The 17,284-nt window shown below is 62.1% G+C and carries 24 protein-coding genes; 13 read left to right on the forward strand and 11 right to left on the reverse strand.

Annotated elements, in window-relative coordinates; translation table 11 throughout:
* Positions 1 to 16: 16 nt before the first annotated feature.
* Genes B7L68_RS00120 through B7L68_RS00135 form a run of 4 tightly spaced genes read left to right on the forward strand, consistent with a single transcriptional unit; the run spans position 17 to position 3,825 of the window.
* Positions 17 to 700, forward strand: a complete 684-nt coding sequence (locus B7L68_RS00120) for an NDP-sugar synthase (protein WP_081245650.1) — start codon at positions 17 to 19, stop codon at positions 698 to 700.
* Positions 690 to 2,414 (forward strand): glutamate--tRNA ligase, encoded by a 1,725-nt coding sequence (locus B7L68_RS00125; RefSeq protein ID WP_081245651.1) that lies wholly within the window; start codon positions 690 to 692, stop codon positions 2,412 to 2,414. The genes B7L68_RS00120 and B7L68_RS00125 overlap by 11 nt, the downstream gene beginning before the upstream one ends.
* Positions 2,411 to 3,385, forward strand: coding sequence for a DUF354 domain-containing protein (locus tag B7L68_RS00130; protein WP_081245652.1), 975 nt, complete (start codon positions 2,411 to 2,413; stop codon positions 3,383 to 3,385). The genes B7L68_RS00125 and B7L68_RS00130 overlap by 4 nt, the downstream gene beginning before the upstream one ends.
* Before the next feature lie 59 nt (positions 3,386 to 3,444).
* Positions 3,445 to 3,825 (forward strand): hypothetical protein, encoded by a 381-nt coding sequence (locus B7L68_RS00135; protein WP_081245653.1) that lies wholly within the window; start codon positions 3,445 to 3,447, stop codon positions 3,823 to 3,825.
* Here the strand turns inward: B7L68_RS00135 and B7L68_RS00140 are convergent.
* The 4 genes from B7L68_RS00140 to B7L68_RS00155 form a co-directional block, all read right to left on the reverse strand.
* Complete coding sequence (locus B7L68_RS00140; RefSeq protein WP_081245654.1) at positions 3,773 to 4,366, reverse strand: adenylate kinase family protein; 594 nt, start codon at positions 4,364 to 4,366, stop codon at positions 3,773 to 3,775. The genes B7L68_RS00135 and B7L68_RS00140 overlap by 53 nt on opposite strands.
* A 1-nt stretch (position 4,367) precedes the next feature.
* Complete coding sequence (gene asnS / locus B7L68_RS00145; protein ID WP_081245655.1) at positions 4,368 to 5,663, reverse strand: asparagine--tRNA ligase; 1,296 nt, start codon at positions 5,661 to 5,663, stop codon at positions 4,368 to 4,370.
* A 1-nt stretch (position 5,664) separates the two neighbouring features.
* On the reverse strand, positions 5,665 to 5,931 hold the full coding sequence (locus tag B7L68_RS00150) for a hypothetical protein (protein ID WP_081245656.1): 267 nt from the start codon (positions 5,929 to 5,931) through the stop codon (positions 5,665 to 5,667).
* Positions 5,932 to 6,033: 102 nt separating this feature from the next.
* Positions 6,034 to 6,846, reverse strand: coding sequence for an NAD(P)-dependent oxidoreductase (locus B7L68_RS00155; RefSeq protein ID WP_081245657.1), 813 nt, complete (start codon positions 6,844 to 6,846; stop codon positions 6,034 to 6,036).
* A 36-nt stretch (positions 6,847 to 6,882) separates the two neighbouring features.
* Here B7L68_RS00155 and B7L68_RS00160 point away from each other — a divergent pair, with 36 nt between their 5' ends.
* From B7L68_RS00160 to prs, 3 genes are read left to right on the forward strand one after another with little or no spacing between them, the layout of a single operon-like run.
* Positions 6,883 to 7,923, forward strand: coding sequence for an L-threonylcarbamoyladenylate synthase (locus tag B7L68_RS00160; RefSeq protein WP_081245658.1), 1,041 nt, complete (start codon positions 6,883 to 6,885; stop codon positions 7,921 to 7,923).
* A complete protein-coding gene (locus B7L68_RS00165) occupies positions 7,920 to 8,690 on the forward strand; it encodes a class I SAM-dependent methyltransferase (protein ID WP_081245659.1) in 771 nt (256 codons plus the stop codon). Before B7L68_RS00160 ends, B7L68_RS00165 begins: the two co-directional genes overlap by 4 nt.
* 31 nt (positions 8,691 to 8,721) lie before the next feature.
* The gene (prs, locus tag B7L68_RS00170; RefSeq protein ID WP_081245660.1) at positions 8,722 to 9,588 is read left to right on the forward strand and encodes a ribose-phosphate diphosphokinase; all 867 of its coding nucleotides are present in this window, start codon (positions 8,722 to 8,724) and stop codon (positions 9,586 to 9,588) included.
* Here prs and B7L68_RS00175 read toward each other — a convergent pair.
* The gene (locus B7L68_RS00175; RefSeq protein WP_081245661.1) at positions 9,583 to 10,593 is read right to left on the reverse strand and encodes a histone deacetylase family protein; all 1,011 of its coding nucleotides are present in this window, start codon (positions 10,591 to 10,593) and stop codon (positions 9,583 to 9,585) included. The two genes, prs and B7L68_RS00175, sit on opposite strands and share 6 nt — an antisense overlap.
* Before the next feature lie 32 nt (positions 10,594 to 10,625).
* Between B7L68_RS00175 and B7L68_RS08560 the strand changes: the two genes are divergently transcribed.
* The 6 genes from B7L68_RS08560 to B7L68_RS00200 are packed head-to-tail and all read left to right on the forward strand — an operon-like array spanning position 10,626 to position 13,651.
* Positions 10,626 to 10,766 (forward strand): hypothetical protein, encoded by a 141-nt coding sequence (locus B7L68_RS08560; RefSeq protein ID WP_162008383.1) that lies wholly within the window; start codon positions 10,626 to 10,628, stop codon positions 10,764 to 10,766.
* A 50-nt stretch (positions 10,767 to 10,816) separates the two neighbouring features.
* Positions 10,817 to 11,014: a hypothetical protein gene (locus B7L68_RS00180; RefSeq protein ID WP_081245662.1), complete on the forward strand. Its 198-nt coding sequence runs from the start codon at positions 10,817 to 10,819 to the stop codon at positions 11,012 to 11,014.
* Positions 11,015 to 11,020: 6 nt separating this feature from the next.
* Complete coding sequence (locus B7L68_RS00185; RefSeq protein WP_081245663.1) at positions 11,021 to 11,665, forward strand: creatininase family protein; 645 nt, start codon at positions 11,021 to 11,023, stop codon at positions 11,663 to 11,665.
* Positions 11,658 to 12,320, forward strand: a complete 663-nt coding sequence (locus B7L68_RS00190) for a GTP cyclohydrolase IIa (protein ID WP_238136243.1) — start codon at positions 11,658 to 11,660, stop codon at positions 12,318 to 12,320. The genes B7L68_RS00185 and B7L68_RS00190 overlap by 8 nt, the downstream gene beginning before the upstream one ends.
* Positions 12,317 to 12,970 (forward strand): 2,5-diamino-6-(ribosylamino)-4(3H)-pyrimidinone 5'-phosphate reductase, encoded by a 654-nt coding sequence (locus B7L68_RS00195; protein WP_081245664.1) that lies wholly within the window; start codon positions 12,317 to 12,319, stop codon positions 12,968 to 12,970. The genes B7L68_RS00190 and B7L68_RS00195 overlap by 4 nt, the downstream gene beginning before the upstream one ends.
* Before the next feature lie 39 nt (positions 12,971 to 13,009).
* The gene (locus B7L68_RS00200; RefSeq protein WP_081245665.1) at positions 13,010 to 13,651 is read left to right on the forward strand and encodes a 3,4-dihydroxy-2-butanone-4-phosphate synthase; all 642 of its coding nucleotides are present in this window, start codon (positions 13,010 to 13,012) and stop codon (positions 13,649 to 13,651) included.
* Here B7L68_RS00200 and B7L68_RS00205 read toward each other — a convergent pair.
* From B7L68_RS00205 to B7L68_RS00230, 6 genes are read right to left on the reverse strand one after another with little or no spacing between them, the layout of a single operon-like run.
* Entirely contained in the window at positions 13,634 to 14,059 is a 426-nt protein-coding gene (locus tag B7L68_RS00205) for a YkgJ family cysteine cluster protein (RefSeq protein WP_101957988.1), read from the reverse strand. The genes B7L68_RS00200 and B7L68_RS00205 overlap by 18 nt on opposite strands.
* The gene (locus B7L68_RS00210) at positions 14,056 to 15,030 is read right to left on the reverse strand and encodes a D-glycerate dehydrogenase (protein ID WP_101957989.1); all 975 of its coding nucleotides are present in this window, start codon (positions 15,028 to 15,030) and stop codon (positions 14,056 to 14,058) included. Before B7L68_RS00210 ends, B7L68_RS00205 begins: the two co-directional genes overlap by 4 nt.
* A 6-nt stretch (positions 15,031 to 15,036) precedes the next feature.
* The gene (gene tsaA / locus B7L68_RS00215; protein WP_081245667.1) at positions 15,037 to 15,486 is read right to left on the reverse strand and encodes a tRNA (N6-threonylcarbamoyladenosine(37)-N6)-methyltransferase TrmO; all 450 of its coding nucleotides are present in this window, start codon (positions 15,484 to 15,486) and stop codon (positions 15,037 to 15,039) included.
* The gene (locus B7L68_RS00220) at positions 15,483 to 15,971 is read right to left on the reverse strand and encodes a DUF4382 domain-containing protein (RefSeq protein WP_081245668.1); all 489 of its coding nucleotides are present in this window, start codon (positions 15,969 to 15,971) and stop codon (positions 15,483 to 15,485) included. Before B7L68_RS00220 ends, tsaA begins: the two co-directional genes overlap by 4 nt.
* A 39-nt stretch (positions 15,972 to 16,010) precedes the next feature.
* The gene (locus tag B7L68_RS00225; RefSeq protein ID WP_081245669.1) at positions 16,011 to 16,658 is read right to left on the reverse strand and encodes a LysE family transporter; all 648 of its coding nucleotides are present in this window, start codon (positions 16,656 to 16,658) and stop codon (positions 16,011 to 16,013) included.
* Position 16,659: 1 nt separating this feature from the next.
* Complete coding sequence (locus tag B7L68_RS00230) at positions 16,660 to 17,082, reverse strand: NUDIX hydrolase (protein WP_081245670.1); 423 nt, start codon at positions 17,080 to 17,082, stop codon at positions 16,660 to 16,662.
* Between the last annotated feature and the right edge of the window lie 202 nt (positions 17,083 to 17,284).

A 17,284-nucleotide genomic window follows, 5' to 3' on the forward strand; every position in this document is an offset into this window, starting at 1 on the left:
GGTTGAGAGCATCTACATGCGCGCCCTGATACTGGCTGGGGGCTTTGGGAAGAGACTTGCGCCGCTGACCAACGAGGTGCCTAAGCCGCTTCTGCCGGTGGCGGGGAAGCCCATACTCGTGAGGCAGATAGAGTGGCTCAGGGGGCAGGGCTTCTCGGATTTTGTGCTGGCGGTGGGCTACCTGCGGCATAAGGTCTTCGAGACTCTCGGCGACGGCAGGAGGCTGGGCGTCAGGATCTTCTACAGCGTGGAGGAGGAGCCCCTCGGGACGGCGGGGGCCATAAAGAACGCCGAGCCGTTTCTAGAGGACGACGTGTTCGTGGCCACCAACGGCGACGTGGTGACGGATCTCCCCGTCAAGCCTCTGCTGGAGGCCTTGGCCGACGCCGATGCGGCAGTGGCCCTGGTGCCCCTGAGGAGTCCCTACGGAATTGTGGAGTTCGACGAGTTGGGCCGCGTGGTGAGCTTCCGCGAGAAGCCGGTCCTAGGGGGCTACTTCATAAACGCCGGGGTCTACGCGATGAGGAGGGAGCTGCTCAAGGTCCTGCCCTCTAGGGGCAACATAGAGGAGACGACCTTCCCCCAGCTGGCCGAACGCAAGCGCCTGAAGGCGGTGGTATATAGCGACGTGTTCTGGCGGTCTATAGACACCGTGAAGGATCTGGAGGAGGTGGAGAGGATTCTTGGAAATGGAAATTGAGGACTTGGTGCTGAAATACGCCTTGATAAACGCGGTTAGGTACGGAGGAAAGGCCGACCCCAAGGCCGTTATGTCGAAGATGATGGCCGAGAGGCCCGATCTGAGGGGACGCGCCAGGGAGGTGAAGGCGTTGGTGGACTCGATCGTGGAGAGGGTCAACTCCATGGCGCTGGAGGAGCAGAGGGCGTTGCTCGCGTCCAGATGGCCCGAGGCGCTGGAGGAGAGGCGGGAGAGGGAGGAGAGGCGGCCCAGCGTAGAGGCGCTGCCGCCGTTGCCCGAGGCGGGCGGGGGGAAGGAGGTCGTGGTGCGCTTCGCGCCCAATCCGGACTTCGTCCTGCATCTAGGTAGCGCGCGGCCCGCCGTGCTTAACTACGCGTACAAGCTGAAATACGGCGGGAGGTTCATACTTAGGTTCGAGGATACGGATCCCAGGATCAAAAGACCGCTGGTGACGGAGGAGGTGAACGCCTACGACGCCATAAGGGAGGATCTGAGGTGGCTCGGCGTCAGGTGGGACGAGGAGTACGTGCAGTCGTCGAGGATGGAGGTGTACTACGAATACGCCAGGAGGCTGATAGAGCTCGGCGGCGCCTACGTCGATCTGTGCAGTCCTGAGGAGTGGCGCCGGCTTAGGGACGCGGGCAAGGCGTGTCCCCACAGGGATGCCCCCGTCGAGAGGAACCTGGAGCTCTGGGACCGGATGTTGAGGGGGGATTTCCGCGAGGGCGAGGCGGTGCTGAGGGTCAAGACGGACTTGGCGCATCCAGACCCCAGCGTGAGGGACTGGGTTGCCTTCAGGGTAATAGATACCGAGAAGACGCCGCATCCTCTCGTCGGGTCGAAGTACAGGGTGTGGCCTACCTACAACTTTGCCGTGTCCATAGACGACCACCTAATGGGCGTGACGCACGTGTTGAGGGCGCAGGAGCACAGCGTGAATACCGTCAAGCAGTCCTATGTCTTCAAGCACCTCGGCTGGCGGCAGCCCTTCACGATCCACTTCGGGAGGCTGAAAATAGAGGGCGGCTCGCTGAGCAAATCCAAGCTCAAGGCGCTGAAGGCGAGATTCGACGACATAAGCATGCCGACGCTCTCGGGGTTGAGGAACCGCGGAATTCTCCCGGAGGCCGTATGGGAGCTGGTGTTGAGCGTGGGCATAAAGCCCTCCGACTCCACGGTGTCCGTGGCGAACCTCTTCGCCATAAACCGGAAGTTGCTGGACCCGACGGCCGATAGATACATGTTCGTGCCGGATCCGGTGAGGCTGACGCTGGACCTCCCCTCGAAGCTGGTCGCCAGGCTTCCGCAACATCCGAGCTTCCCCGAGCGCGGCCACCGCGTGTACGAGCTGGGGCCTGGACGCACGGCCGTCTACATATCTAGGAGGGACGCGGAGCTGGGCGAATTCAGACTTATGGAGCTCGTCAACGTGGCGGCGAGCCGGAGGGGGGATGAGTACATCGGCGAGGTGGTCGGCACGACGATCGAGGAGGCGCGTAGGCGAAAGATGCCCATAGTCCAGTGGGTGCCCGACGGCTCGCCCGAGGCCGTGGTGATAAAGCCGGTGGCCATCGGGAGAAAGACCGAGGAGCGGGGCCTCGTCGAGGCCAAGGCGTTGGAGCTCAAGGAGGGCTCCATAGTGCAGTTCCTGCGCTACGGGTTCGTGAAACTCGCGTCGCGCAGGGATGGGGTCTTCACCTATGTGCACGAATGAGGGCTCTTTTCGACGCGCTCACGCCTAAGCAGGCCAGAATAGCGGCGCTGTTGAGGCTTGAGGGCGGCTTGGACTTGACCATCACGTGCCGGGAGTACTACCACGTCAGGGACATGCTCGACCGATACGCCGTGGGGTATAGATGTATCGGCAGATACGGCGAGACTCCCTACGAGAAGCTTGTCGAGGGCCTGCGGCGCCAGCTGGAGCTCGCCGAGCTGGTTAAAGACCTCGACGGCGTCTTGTCGTTCCCGAGCCCGGACGCCGTTAGGGTCGCCTTCGGCCTCGGCAAGAAGTCCGTCGTGTTGAACGACACCCCGCACGCCTACCATGCCAACAGCTTGACGATACCGCTGTCCGAATATCTGATAGCCCCCGCGGCGATACCCGAGGAGGCGTGGAGGCCGTACTGCCCCAGACGCGTGGCGGTTTTCGACGGCCTTTTCGAGTACATGTGGGTCTCGCGGCACCGCCCGGACGTAGAGACGGTCAGAAGGCTGGGCCTGGAGCCGGGGCGCTACGTGGTCTTTAGGCCGGAGGAGGCCAAGGCGGCGTACTATAGGTGGAACAACGTGGAGCTGAGGCGCAGGCTCGTGGATCTGGCTAGAGGTCTGGGGTATACCGTGGTCAACGTGCCTAGATACGACGACCAGATAATCGAGGGCGCCATAAATCTGACCAAGGCGGTCGACCACCTGGATCTGGCGTACTACGCAGCCGCGGTGATAACGGGGGGCATGACCATGGCCACGGAGGCCGCCCTGCTGGGGACGCCCGCTTTGTCGTACTTCCCCGAGGGCCTCTACGTGGATACGTACCTCGAGATGAAGGGCGCCCCGTTGCACAGATGTAGAGACGTCGACGGATGCGCCGCCGAGCTCAGAAGGGCTCTCGACGAGGGTAGAAAGCCGGCGATAAGGCTGGAGGACCCCGTCAAGTTGATAGTCGATATAGCTCGCGCCGTATTTTAAAAGCTACTTATGTCTATATTGAGCCTCAAGCTTTATATGTCCCGAGGATCTAACGGTCGATGGGAGTTCGGTCGGTGGTCCTTCTGAGAGTCGGCAAGGACTTCGGCGTCGTCATGTTGGAGATGAAGGTCGTGGGCTTGAGGGAGCTCGACGAGGAGCCCAGGGACGTCGTAGGCGATATCCTCGAGATAGAGCGGGAGGTGCTCCGCATTATGCCCGAGCTGTCGTCAATGTCTCACGCCGACGTCGTCGTTGAGGACGGAGGCAGGAGGTTCTACGTGGCCCGGCTGTATCTCAACGACGCCCGCGTGGAGTACGTCCTCCTCATATCGCCTAAGAACAGCTTGAGGGGTCTCCTGCGCAGATTCGTGGAGCAGGGATGGTCCGTCAAGTTCTTGGTGGAGAAGAGGACCGCCGCGAAGAAGTCCTATTGGAGATAGACTCGAGCCGCTCCAGGAATCCGCTCTCCAGCGAATAGCTCAGCCAGTCGACTCTCTCGTCTATGCATACGCCGCCCTTTAGGCAGTCCACGACCGCGTCGGCGGTCTCCAAGCTGGATCTGTCGGTCACATCTATCTGGTGGACGCGTCCCCACCTATCCCTGGCCTCGACGTATATGTAGTCGAGGAGCTCGGCCCAGACGTTGTCGAGTATCTTATGTAGAGGCCAATCCCTGCCCGAGAGATCTCTGAGAAGCACGTCAGGCCGCTTACGGAGCACGAAGACTCTATCCACATCGCCCACTAGGTCCAGGACGTGCGTATCAAGTATGTAATCGCCAGCTAGCTCCCTTGAGAGCTCTCTACGGGCGGCGTCCACATCGATTATATCATATGTCAAGGAGTATGGATCCCAGGAGGTGAAGGGCTTGCCGGCGAGCACGGCGGCCGCCTCGACGCATCTGACGCCGAGTCTCCGCGCCGCTATTCTGCAGACAGTGGTCTTCCCGACCCCAGGCGTGCCCGTTATGAGGACCTTCAAGCTATGGGTATTTCCTCCTCATATCCCTCGGAAACGGCACCGCGTCTCTTATGTGGTCAAGGCCCGCTATCCACATGACCACTCTATCCACGCCCAGCCCGAAGCCCGAGTGGGGAACCGAGCCGTAGCGCCTAAGGTCTATATACCACTGGTAGTCCTTGGGGTCAAGCCCGAAGCGCTCAATCTTGGACACGAGCTCCTTTTCGTCGTATATCCTCTCGCCGCCTCCTATGATCTCGCCGTATCCCTCGGGCGCCAGCACGTCCACGCTTAAGGTGACTTCAGGCCTCTGCGGGTCGTTTCTGTGGTAGAACGCCTTGACCTTCTCAGGAAATCCGTAGAGCTGGATCGGCCTATCGAACTGGAGGGTCAACACGCGCTCCTCGTCCGAGCCCAAGTCGTCTCCCCACTTGATGTCGACGCCCTTGGCCCTCAGGATGTTCAAGGCCTCGTCGTAGGACACCCGATGGAAAGGCGGCTTGACGGCGTCCAGAGGCTCGGTCTTTCTGCCCAACAGTTTTAGCTCCTCTAGCCGCTCCTCCAGCACCTTGGACACTATATGCGAGACCAGCTCCTCGTTGACCTTCATGAGGTCGTCGAGGTTGTACCAAGCCATTTCGGCCTCGGCGTGCCAGAACTCGGTCAGATGCCTTCTGGTGCGCGAAGGCTCGGCCCGAAAGCTCGGCGCGATCGTGTACACCTTCTCAAGGCTAAATATAAAGGCCTCCAGGTAGAACTGCGAGCTCTGGGTCAAGTACACGTGGTCGTCGAAATACGGCACCTTGAAGAGGGTGGCGCCGCCCTCGACGGCCGCGGTTATGAACATGGGGCCCTGGACCTCGTAATAGCCCCGCGACCTGAAGTACTCGTGTATCGCGCCGAAGACGGTGTGGCGTATCTTCAAGACCGCCTGCATCTTCCTGCTCCTCAGCCAGAGGTGCCTGACGTCGAGGAGGTACTCGCTGTCGGCCTGCGCGGCGTCCTCGTTTATGGGGTACGGCGCGCCCTCGTAGTACCAATCGACCGACTGGACGTGGAGCTCCTTGCCGCCGGGCGCCCTCGGCTCATCTCTGACGAGGCCGGTGGCTACCAGCGACGACTCCAGGTTCAGCCTCTGCGCCACGTCGAAGGCCTCCGTGTTGCGGGCGAACACAAGCTGGAGGATGCCCGTGGAGTCCCTGAGGACCAGGAATATCTTGTCTTTCAGCTCCCTTTTCCTGTACACCCACCCCCTCACCGTCACTACGCCGGAGGATTTAAGGGCGTCGGCTATGCTCACAGCGCGTCTATAGGCCATATCACCTCTCCTGGGAGGTCTCCTTGTAGATGCCCACGACGACTCCATCGGGGCAGTCGTCGGCCCTAGAGCCGACGTAGTCCCCCTCCCTGTAGTCCCTCGTCTTCTCGTTGCCGTCTCCGCACTTAACCACAGTGACGACGCGCCCCTCCCTCCTCGCCTCCTCCGAGCTGATGCGCTCGCTCGACCTCATAAATAGGTATACCATCACGCCCAGCACAGCCACGGCGGTTATGAACATGGCGATTAGGCCGTAGTCTATCGGCATAGAGTCCTAGAGTCCTCAATATTTAAAATGAATTCCGTATGGCGTACGCTCTATACGGGATAAAATAGCATTGTTTATATATAATGATGATTTCTCTATATATTACTTTCTTTTAGACTCTAGAATACCAGCTCTTATATAATAACTATCTCCATAGCCCAGCACCTCGAGCATCTCGTATAGAGACCTCACGGCGGAAAGCACCACTGTGCTCGACCTGCCGGCGGCCGCGGCCGTCGCGTACCTCACGTCCTTGCCGGCGTGCCTCAAGGCGAATGTGCCCGGCTCGTCGGAGTACATCCTGTCTATATATACGGACCCTATCTCCTTGAATATAGTCTGCGACAGCAGCTCCTTGAACTGGCTCGGCGGTATTCCGTGGGCAGCCGCCATGGACGCCGCCTCGCCCAAGACGGCGACTGTGCCTATCAGCAGGGAGTTATACGCCAGTTTCAACACGACGGCCTTCTCGAACTCGCCTACGTGCATGATCCTGCCCAACTCGGCGAATAGTTTGGAATATCTGCTGTAGACCTCGGCGTCGCCTCCGACTATATATATGGCGTCGCCCCTCTCCACGTTGCCGGGCCCTCCGACTATAGGCGACGCCAGGACCCCGATCCCCCTCGCGGCGAGAGCCCTACGGGCGGCGGCCGCGCCTGCGAGGGAGTACGTGCCCATCAGGAAGACGGCATCTCCGCCCACCTCGTCCACCAGCGACAGCAACGCCTCGTCGTCGGCTACAAACACGGCGACAGGCCCCCGAGCCTCGGACGGTCTGGATATCGGCGTGGCGGGGAGCCCCTCGAGCCTCCCGCGCGTTCGATTCCAGGCGTAGACCTTATGGCCCAGCTGGGCCGCCCTCTTGACGAAGGCGGCCCCCATCCTCCCCGTTCCGACCACCGTCAGCTCCATACAAGGCTTTTAACCGGTCGTAATATCTGTTTCGCCGTGGTTAGGATATTGAGGGTGGATCCTCTGAACCCGCGGGGCGAGGACGTGGCGGAGGCCGCCGCGGTCATAAGGTCGGGGGGCCTCGTGGCGTTCCCCACGGAGACGGTGTACGGCCTAGGCGCCGACGCCTTCAACGCCGAGGCCTCCGCGAGGATATTCAAGGCCAAGGGGAGGCCCGCCGACAATCCCCTCATAGTCCACGTGTCGTCCCTAGACATGGCCCTGGAGATAGGCGACATGCCGGATAGAGCCGTCGAAGTGGCTAAAAGGGCGTGGCCCGGCCCGATAACGTTCGTAGTGAGGAAGAGGGCCGAGTTGCCGGCGGTGGTCACCGCCGGGCTTCCGACGGTGGCCTTGAGGTGCCCCGCCCATCCGGTGGCGTTGAGGCTGATAGAGGCGGCGGGCACGCCCATAGCGGCCCCGAGCGCGAACAAGGCGGGGAGGCCTAGCCCCACCGAGGCCTCGCACGTGGTCGAGGACCTCGGCGACTCGGTCGACCTGGTCCTAGACGCAGGCAGGACGTTCTTCGGGGTTGAGTCCACCATCATAGACGTGACGAGGGAGCCTCCGGTTCTGCTGAGGCCCGGCCCCTTCACCGTCGAGGAGCTCAGGGACATATTGGGCGATGTGGAGATCCCGCCCTTCGCCAGAGGGCTCGGCGAAGCCGACGTGGCGCTCGCGCCGGGCATGAAGTACAGACACTACGCGCCGGAGGTCCCCCTGATACTTGTCGACTTCGATCTTGCGTCGGCAACCGAGGCCGTCCGCGGGCTCGGCTTGAGGGTCGCCGTATTGTGCCTCGCCGGGAAATGCGCCGATGCGGACGCAACGATATACGTCGGGTCCGATCCATACGAGATAGCGAAGAATCTCTACGACGCGCTCAGGCGTCTCGACAAGACCAAGGTAGATATTGCGCTCGTCCCCACAGTGGCCGAGAGGGGGATAGGGCTAGCGGTTATGAACCGGCTGAGAAAGGCCTCGGGCTTCAAGCTGGCCAAGAACGAGGCCGAGCTGAGGGGGCTGTTGGGGAGATGAGGTGGGCTGAGGAGTTCTTCGACGATATATATAGGGACTTCATGGAGCACTATAGGGGGCCCGAGATCAGCGCCAGGGAGGCGCGGTTCCTGGCCGGGGCGTTGGGCGTGGAGCCGGGCAAGCGCTTCCTCGATGCTGCGTGCGGCCACGGGAGGCACATGCGGCATATGCCTTCCGACTCCGTGGTGGGACTCGATATAAACATACGCTACCTCTCCGAGGCCAAGAGGTACGGCGACGTGGTGGCGGCCGATCTGAGGATGCCGCCGTTCAGACGCCGTGCGTTCGACGGAGCCTACATAATGCACAGCACGTTGGGGATGTTCGGCGACGAGGAGGACCTGGAGATCTTGATGTGGCTGTCGGGCTCCATAAAGCCCGGCGGATCTCTGGCGCTGGATCTGGCCAACAGGGCGAAGGTCGACAAGGCGTATGCGGCGCTGGGGGAGACCTGGAATATGTGGATCTCCGCGGGTCCGTACAAGGTCCTGTCGGTGGCCACCTACAACCCGCTCGCCGGCAGGATAAGGGAAAGCAGGCACATCTACAGAAACGGGGAATATATAGGGACGAGGACGCTCGAGCTCAGGCTATACTCGCCGAGCGAGCTAGGCCTGATGCTGCGTAGCGTCGGCATGGCCGTTAAGGCGGTCTACGGGGATTTCGACGGATCGCCGTATTCTGACAGCTCGGAGAGATATATCGCAGTCGCCGTGAAGATCGGCGGAGCTCCGGAACACCTGAAGACGGCCATATCCTGGCCGTAATGATATATTTGCCCCAAAGCCACCTTCCCCCATGAGGCTCTATTATTTCAAAAACGCCGAAGATCTCGCCAAGCCCATAACGGGGGCGCTGGGCCTAGACGCCAGGCCCCTAGAGGAGAGGGATTTCCCCGACGGAGAGGTGTTGGTGAGGGTGGAGCCCGCGAGAGAGGCGGTCTTGTTGGCCAGGCTCTATCCCGACGTAAATAAGAACTTGGTCAAGTTGCTGCTTGCGCTAGACGCGTTGAGCGACTACGGGGCCGACAGGGTGGTTCTCGTCGTGCCCTATCTCCCCTACGCCAGACAGGACAGGCGGTTCCGCGAGGGGGAGCCCATAAGCGTGAAGACGATGTTGGCCCATCTGAGGCGGTATCCGGTGTCGCATCTCGTGGCCGTGGATCTCCACAAGCCGTATATAGGCGATTATGTGGCCGGCATGCACGTCGTCAACGTGTACCCCGCTGAGAGGTACGCCAACGCCGTGAGGAGGTGGGGCGTGGACGTCGTCCTCAGCCCCGACGCCGGGTCTCTTCACAGGGCGTCTACGTTGGCCGGACTGCTGGAGGTGCCCTACGACCACTTCGAGAAGTTCAGAGATAGGGAGACCGGGGAGATATACATGAAGCCCAGCGGGGCCATGAACCTACAGGGCAAGGCTGTGGCGCTGGTGGACGACATATTGGCCACAGGCGGCACTCTCGTCGATGCCTGCAAGAACGCAAAACTGTTGGGGGCATCTGCGGTATATGCGGTGGTCTCCCACTGCCAGCTGTTGGGCAACGCCAGGGAGAAGATAAGGGGATGCGTCAACGCCCTCTATTGCACCAACACCATACCGTGTGAGTACTCCAACGTGGACGTATCAGAGGACCTCGCGAGGGCCATCTCGGCGGTCCTATAGCCGCCAGTACTTCGACTGGATAGACCGAACCTCGGCCAGGACCCTCGACATCCTCCCCCAGACGGAGTGGTCGCTGGCGCTGGGCTCCTCCGGGGGCGCGCGGCCGAGACCTGCCAGCTCCATCGCCAGCATCTTGGACCCCTCACGGATCACCGAGTAGTTGTAGCCGCCTTCGAGCAGAAAGACGGCGGGCACGTTGAGAGACAGCAGGGACTTGATGGCATATCTATAGCCGTTTAGGGTGAGGCCCATATCGGCGAGCGGATCCTCCTTGTGGGCGTCCCAGCCGAGCGACACGACCAAGGCCCTCGGGCCGTACTGCCTCAATATGGGCATGACTACGTCGTCGAAGATCTCCTTGAACCCGTCGTCGCCGAGGCCTGGAGGCATGGGCACATTGACGTTATACCCCTCGCCCCTCCCCCTCCCCACCTCGTCGGGGAAGCCGGTGCCGGGGTACAACGTCAGCGGGTCTTGATGGGTCGATATATAGAGCACGTCCCTATCGTAGAGTATCTCCTGCGTGCCGTTGCCGTGATGCACGTCTATATCCACCACGGCTACGCCCTCTCCGTAGAGAGCCCCCACGGCCGCCGTGTTGAATATGCAGAAGCCCTGGGTGGGGGCGGTCAGAGCCCTCCCGGACCTGCCCGCGTGGTGACCTGGAGGCCTCGCCAGTATGTACGCGTGTTCCTTTGAATCCAGCGCGTCGAGCATCGCCGATACGGCCGCGAGAGCCGCGGCGCAGGTGCCGGGAGATACCCAAGTGTCGCCGTCCAGCTCCGTGAGGTTGCCCAAACTACATAGATCCTCTACGTATCTTATGTAGTCTCTGCCGTGGGCCGTCTCGAGACGTTGGGCGACGTCGTCTCTGGCGCGAGGGGCCGAGAGGGGGACGCCCGCCTCCCTGACCCCCGCCAGGGCGTAGTCGAGACGGCCGGGGTTCTCGGGATGTCCAGGCCCTGTCTCGTGCCCCTTGAAAACATCGCCGTAGTACACCTTCACGGATGGATCTGTCCATCTATTAAAGAAAGGGCATGACGAGGAAGCGGTGGGCGTACCGCATGGAGGACGGCACGATGATGGTCGTGTGCTACGAAGGGCGTCCGGAGGGCTTCATGAGCTACGCAGAGCTCTACGAGGCTATGGCGAGATGGCTTAAGGAGGCAGGTCGGTGAGCCCTTACCCTGGAGCTGAGAACAGTAGGTTTTATTTTTGATCAGAGTACATGATGTTGAAGAAAAAGAAGAAGGAGGAGCTCGACGAAGATGAGGAAATAGAGAAGTTGCTCCGCGATGCCGACGATGCGCCGGAGAGAGATGACGGGGATAGATATCTCAGGGTCAAGATAGAGGTCGAGGGGCTTAGGGAGCTGGCCCAAGCGCTGGAGGAGCTGGTTGAGGCTATAAAATCGAAGGAGAAGTAGCTATGCATGTACTGCGTTCTGCCCATAGGCTCGTACGAGCAGCACGGCCCGTACCTCCCGCCTACTGTGGACGCCGAGGTGGCCATCTACGTGGCGGAGAGGTTGGCCGAAAGACTGGGGGCCCGGGTCCTGGCGCCGATATACTATACCTGTAGCAAAGAGCATCAAGACCTCGCCCCGACCATCTACGTCGAATGCGAGACGTTTATGTCCTATGTAAAAGAGGTTTTGAGGAGCGCGGCCAGGTGGTGCGACGGCGTGATAGTGGTCGCGGGCCACGGCGGAATAGCCGACGCCGGCAACGCGGTCGCGTCGCAGCTGGACTACGAGCTGGGGCCAAAGATACTCTGGCTGAACATATGGAGCCTGGCGCCCGTGAGGGACCACGCGGGTTCGGACGAGGCAAGCATATATCTAGCGGTGGGCGGCCGGCTCGTCGATACGCCCAGGGAGAGGATATGCGAGGGCGACGTCCACATGATGAGGTATCTACGGACGGCGTGGATGTCCAGATCAGGCGTGGTGGGATGCATAGATCCTGCCGAGATCTCCGCGGAAAGGGGCTCCGAGCTGCTGGAAACTATAGTTGACAAGGCCTACCAACGGGCTAATGTTTTTTTATCATCAATTCGGGCCGTCTATCGTGCATAGCGTGATGCAACTAAAGTTGATAGGGTATAGGGAATGGACCGAGACGTTGGGTTCCAGGCGGGAGCATCTAATCCAGCAGGTGCAGGCGGAGCTGCACAAGAGGGCCTGGGCCGAGTACACATCGGTGGACGCCCTCCCGCACCACATGCGTTACGACTATCTGCTGATATACTCCAACAACGTGCCGCCGAAGGCTCTGGCGGACAGGGCCAAGTCCCTGGAGGAGATATCGCCGGTGCCGATCGAGTACTGCATAGGGCGCGGCGACACTCCGCTGGAGGCGTACGAGACGTGCGGCGAGGAGGATACGACGAGCGGCTCGGCGGTCGTGGGCCACATGGATATAGTCAACAGCACGCGGCAGACGGAGAGGATGGGGCCGTACGACCTATACGTGGTGGTCGGCGACCTCATAAACAAGGCGAACACCATCTGCAGGGGGCTGGGCTGCCTGGCCTTCTACCTGGGGGGCGACAACATCATGATTTTCCTCCCCGACGTAAAGACCGGCTATCTGCTCTACGACCAGATATATATCGACGTTCGGCTGGGCGTAGGCATCGCCGAGAGGCCCTACACGGCGTTCGCCAAGGCCACAGAGGCCCTCGACTCGATGAGGAGAGACGGCGTTGTTGGAGTCAGAGTTCTGAGATGAGGCCCTACGTCTATCTGGCCGCCGCGATCACCGTCGACGGCAGAATAGCCAGCAGGTCCGGCTACTCCCGCCTCTCATGTCCCATAGATCTGAAGAGGCTGCACGCGCTCCGCGCCAAGGTCGACGCCGTGGTGGTCGGGGCGGGGACCGTCAAGGCGGACAACCCGCGGCTGACCGTTAGATACGTGCAGGGGCGGAACCCCATGCGGGTGGTCGTCGACGGGTCGTTGAGCGTCCCCACGTCTGCCAGGGTCTTCGACAGCTCGGCGCCGACAGTCGTGCTCACCACCGAGAGAGCTCCAGACGAGAGGGTGGCTGCGCTGAGGGAGCGCGGTGTGGAGGTGATACGGTTCCCGGGGGACTCGGTGCCGCTACGCGAGGCGTTGGAGAGGCTCTACGCCTCGGGCGTGCGGAGCGTCTTGGTGGAGGGCGGCGGGCACGTCAACTGGCAGATGTTGAGCCAGTGCCTAGTCGACGAGCTGATAGTGACGGTGACGCCCTACGCGTTCGGGGCGGGCACCTCGTTGCTTGAGGGGCCGGGCTACGACGACGCGGAGTCGGCCCCCTTCAAGCTGAGGCTCCTGTCGGCGGAGGTATGCGAATGCGGGCAGGAGGTCGTCCTGAGGTATAGGGTGGAGTGTAAACAATAGTTTACATAAGGCATATATATGGATGAACTTCGGTTTACGATGACGTTGGAGAGGGCGATAGAGGCGCTGAAGGCCGGCCGGCCGGTCCTCATATACGACGGCGACCACAGGGAGGCCGAGGCCGACTTCGTGGTGAGGGCAGACGCCGTAGGTCCAGGCCTGGTCAGATGGCTGAGGCAAAACGCCGGCGGCCTTCTGTGTTTCGTGACCACCGAGGAGGTCGGGAGGGCGCTCGGGCTCGAATTCCTCTCTGAGTATTACCGCAGGCTGGGCCTCGCGGCGTTGCCTAGATACGGCGACGAGCCCGCCTTCATGGGGTACGTCAACCACAAGAAGACTAGGACGGGAGTCAGGGATTCGGACAAGGCGTTGACCATACGGGAGCTCGCGAGGGTCGTGGCGATCGCCCTACGCGATCCCGACGGCGCCAGGAAGACCTTTATGGACGAGTTCTACGGGCCGGGCCACGTGCCCATCCTCGGGGCGAGGATAGGGAGGAGGTGGGGCCATACGGAGCTGTCGACGCTGCTCGCCAAGGCCGCCGGCCTGCCCCCCGCCTTGGCGATCGTGGAGGTCCTGGGCCCGAGCGTCGACGCCATGCCGTACGGCGAGGTCGAGGAGCTTGCGAAATCGCTCGGCGTACCTCTGTTGAGGGGCGAGGAGCTAAAGGCCCTTGCGTAGCTTAACCACTATCCTGGCCCTCCTCGCGTCGTCCACGAACTTGACGACGTAGGGGGCCAGCCTCTCGAGCTCCCTACGGGACACGGTGTCCCAAGTCGGACATGTCCTGTCCACATACACCTCCCGCCCGTCGTAGACCAGCGGATAGAGCCTACAGCCCACGGGCCTGTTCTCGTAGATCTTGCAGCTGGCCGTGGCGGGGTCGTAGAAGACGCAATGTCCGTCCACGTTCTTAAGCCTCAGCATCTCGCCGTCGGCTACGGCGAAGTCCTCGATCCTATATCCCAGGGCCTCGATGCGCTCCACGTCCTCCGGCAATAGCTCCATCTCGGTCCCCAGGCAACATATCCCGCACCTTATGCATTTGAACCTCACCTCGAAGAACGAGGGGTTGGACCAGACGCTCACTCCACCACGTAGAGCGGCCTTCCCTCTCTGAAGAACCTCACGACGTTCTCCGCGGCGATTTCAGCCATCTTGGCCCTAGTCTCAAGCGCGGCGCTCCCTATATGGGGGGTGAGGACCACGTTCGGCATCCTCGCCAGCTCGTGGGTATGGGGGAGAGGCTCCACTTCATACACGTCGAGGGCCGCGCCGGCCAGGACGCCCTCCCGCAGAGCCCTCAGAAGGGCCTCCGTATCCACGACGGGCCCTCTGGACACGTTGACGAGATAGGCGCCGCGCTTCATCCGCGAGAGCCTCTCCCAGTTCATCAGATGCCGCGTGTCCGGCGTCAGCGCCACCGAGACCACGACGAAGTCGCTGGTGGCGAGGAGCTCCTCAAGCGGCAGATACTTGATGCCTAGGGCGAACTCCACCTGAGGCTTCCTGGTGCGCGACCAATAGACCACCTCAGCCCCGAAGGCCAGAAGGCGTCTCGCTATCGCGGCGCCGAGGTTCCCCAGCCCCACTACGCCGGCCCTCTTGCCCCTTATGTCCGAGCCCATGAGGGCGCCCCACACGTCGTACGCCTTGCCCTCTCTGATCAGGCGATCGCCCTCAACTATCCTTCTGGCAAGAGCCAGCAGAAGGCCCACGGCCAGATCCGCCGTGGCGTCGACCAGCACCTCCGGCGTGTTGGCGACCACGATGCCCCTCCGCCTAGCCTCGGCGACGTCTATGTGGTCGTACCCCACCGAAACGGTGGAGATTATCTTCAGATTTACGGCGTTGGAGAGAACCTCCCTGTCCACTACGTCCCCCACAAAGACAACCATGGCGTCGCACTCTGCGGCGGCCCTCTTAAGGGCCTCCTTAGGGATGCCGGAGGTCAACCAGGCCGGCCGTCCGTAGGGATATGCCCTTACCTCCCCGACCTCGGCCAACCTCCTGTAGAGAACCTCGGGGAAGGTGTCCCTGCTGACGAATATACAGACCACGGAAGATCACTGGTCTATATTAAGAAGTCGCCTAAGCCACTCGGGCATCCTGGGGCTCGGGACCACGTCGAGTACGTCGTAGGGCTTTATGTCGAGCACGGGGCTTCCGGTCCAAGCGTCCAGGTTCCTCACGCGGAGCCGAGGCGGCTCCACGGCCACGATCTCGGCGACGGTGAGGCCTATGGGGTTGGGCCGCGGCGGGAATCTCGTCGCAAATATGCCGACCTCCGGCGCGTCCTGGAGGCGTCTAGGCCTCACCCTAAGCTCGAAGCGCTCAACTCTGTCCATATACCATATGATGAAGACGTGGCTGTACTCCTCAAGGCCCAGCAGGCCGTCGGCATACTCGTCGAATATCCTGACCGTGGACACCAAGCCCCTCCTGCCCGCCCCGCGCCCCTCCTGCGGAAGCCCCTCCTCGACGTACCCTATGGCCTTAAGCCTCACCTCCCTCAAGGGATCGCCTGCGCCGTGATCGACGGGCTGATTATTATCTGGCCTCCGGCGTGTGTCACGTGCGGAAACGATATGAGCAGCTTCTCCGTCGAGCCGCCGCTGAGCCTCATCCCGCCCGTTATATGGACCTTGAAGACGCCGCTGGGGACGCGGGCGGTGACGTTATGTCCCCCTATCTCGACGGTGGCGCTCGACACCGTGAAGAACACCTCGTCGTACTCGCCGGCAGGCGCCGAGGCCGAGACGAGCAGTTGCGGCGCGCGGCTCAGCGCCACGGTCTTGCTCCCGTTGAAGATAGCCACCCAGCCGGAGCTGTTGCCGACCCTATGCAGCGCCACAGACGTGAACGTAAGATATATCGCCAGGCCTGGCGCCGGGGGGTCGGACACGTAGACGTCCACGCGGCCCTGGGATAGGTGGAAGTAGAGGAGGGCGACCGCGGCGAGGATTACAGCCACAAGCAACGCGACGAGCCAGGACCTCATGAGGGGGACGGATCGGGTTGCTTATAAACCCTTGCCCCCCTAGAGGCCGAGGAGCGCGATCCCGGCGAACGCCTTGAGGAATATATTCAGGCCGAAGAGAGCCAACAGCGCGGCCAGCGCCACCAGAAGATATCCATACCCCCTATTGCTCAAGAGCCGGGACGCGCCTCCGCCCAGCGAGGCCATGAGGGATAGCCACAGATAGTCCATCCACACGTGTGCGCCGTACATCGCGGCCACGCCGAGAGGACCCAGCCTGAACGCCTCGCCGACCAGGGGAAGGCCGACGGTGGCCCACCACATCAAGAAGTAGGGATTCGCCCCCGTGAAGACCACGCCGGCCAGGAAGGGCGGTGGGGAGAACCGGCCGCCGGGCGTCTGCCCCGCGCCGCCTCTCATGGATCTCAGCCCGCCTCTGGCGGTTAGGTACGCGAAGAAGAGCGAGAACGCCAGCGAGACTGCCGCCAGAGGCTTCTGGAAGGAGGCCAGCGCCGTCGCCACAAGCCCGAGCGCCAACACGTAGGGCAGCTCGAAGGCCATGTGGCCCGCGGCCACGGCGAGCCCCGACCTGGCCGCCGAGCTGGGGCGAACGGCGCCCGCGACGACCGACGCAGTCGTGAGGGGGCCCGGCGAGAAGGCGCCGGACGGCGTTATCATCAAGGTCTGGACGACCAAGTCGGCCAGCATGTCACCGCACCGCCGAGAAGGCGCGTCTGAGCACCTGCCGGACATTGGTGTACGTCTTCAAGCCGTCCAGCTCCGCCTCGGATATCCACATGCCGTTGTTTAAACTCCCCCCCAGCCGCCTGACCAAGAAGACGAGGTCGTAGTGTATATGCGTCTCATGGGGATAGCGCACGGTCTCCCTCAGGACGGCGAAGGGCAGAGGCTCCTCGACCACGCCGTCGCCGGAGATCCCGAGGGTGGTGCCGACCGGCTCAACTACGAGCCCCGTCTCCTCCCGGAACTCCCTCACCACGGCCTCGGACGGCGTCTCGCCCTGCTCCACGTGGCCGCCGGGATAGAGCCAGACCCCCAGCCTCTCGTGGTAGACCATCAGCGCCCTGCCGCCCTCTATAAGTATGCCCGACGCCACGACGCATTTCCTCACAGACCTCCGCAGTACAGCCAGCTAAAAAAGTTGCCCCGCGCCGCCTCCTCCGGTCCGCGTATTATATAGCCAAGCGGGCGAACTTCGTCGCCATGGGCGAGCTGCATTTATAGCCGTTGAGGCCCGGGCGGCGCCAGAGGCCGTCTTGCCGAGGCCCTAGGCACGCCTCAGGTTCGAGGTAATATGCAATCCCCCCGTCCAT

This window comes from Thermoproteus sp. CP80, assembly GCF_002077075.2.
Lineage (GTDB): Archaea > Thermoproteota > Thermoprotei > Thermoproteales > Thermoproteaceae > Thermoproteus.

Coding starts and splice junctions, on each gene's coding strand:
- B7L68_RS00120 (WP_081245650.1), top strand. CDS start 17: ATGCGCGCCCTGATACTGGCTGGGGGCTTTGGGAAGAGACTTGCGCCG.
- B7L68_RS00125 (WP_081245651.1), top strand. CDS start 690: ATGGAAATTGAGGACTTGGTGCTGAAATACGCCTTGATAAACGCGGTT.
- B7L68_RS00130 (WP_081245652.1), top strand. CDS start 2,411: ATGAGGGCTCTTTTCGACGCGCTCACGCCTAAGCAGGCCAGAATAGCG.
- B7L68_RS00135 (WP_081245653.1), top strand. CDS start 3,445: ATGGGAGTTCGGTCGGTGGTCCTTCTGAGAGTCGGCAAGGACTTCGGC.
- asnS (WP_081245655.1), bottom strand. CDS start 5,663: ATGGCCTATAGACGCGCTGTGAGCATAGCCGACGCCCTTAAATCCTCC.
- B7L68_RS00150 (WP_081245656.1), bottom strand. CDS start 5,931: ATGCCGATAGACTACGGCCTAATCGCCATGTTCATAACCGCCGTGGCT.
- B7L68_RS00155 (WP_081245657.1), bottom strand. CDS start 6,846: ATGGAGCTGACGGTGGTCGGAACGGGGAGGATGGGGGCCGCCTTCGTC.
- B7L68_RS00165 (WP_081245659.1), top strand. CDS start 7,920: ATGAGGTGGGCTGAGGAGTTCTTCGACGATATATATAGGGACTTCATG.
- prs (WP_081245660.1), top strand. CDS start 8,722: ATGAGGCTCTATTATTTCAAAAACGCCGAAGATCTCGCCAAGCCCATA.
- B7L68_RS08560 (WP_162008383.1), top strand. CDS start 10,626: ATGACGAGGAAGCGGTGGGCGTACCGCATGGAGGACGGCACGATGATG.
- B7L68_RS00180 (WP_081245662.1), top strand. CDS start 10,817: ATGATGTTGAAGAAAAAGAAGAAGGAGGAGCTCGACGAAGATGAGGAA.
- B7L68_RS00185 (WP_081245663.1), top strand. CDS start 11,021: ATGTACTGCGTTCTGCCCATAGGCTCGTACGAGCAGCACGGCCCGTAC.
- B7L68_RS00195 (WP_081245664.1), top strand. CDS start 12,317: ATGAGGCCCTACGTCTATCTGGCCGCCGCGATCACCGTCGACGGCAGA.
- B7L68_RS00200 (WP_081245665.1), top strand. CDS start 13,010: ATGACGTTGGAGAGGGCGATAGAGGCGCTGAAGGCCGGCCGGCCGGTC.
- B7L68_RS00220 (WP_081245668.1), bottom strand. CDS start 15,971: ATGAGGTCCTGGCTCGTCGCGTTGCTTGTGGCTGTAATCCTCGCCGCG.
- B7L68_RS00225 (WP_081245669.1), bottom strand. CDS start 16,658: ATGCTGGCCGACTTGGTCGTCCAGACCTTGATGATAACGCCGTCCGGC.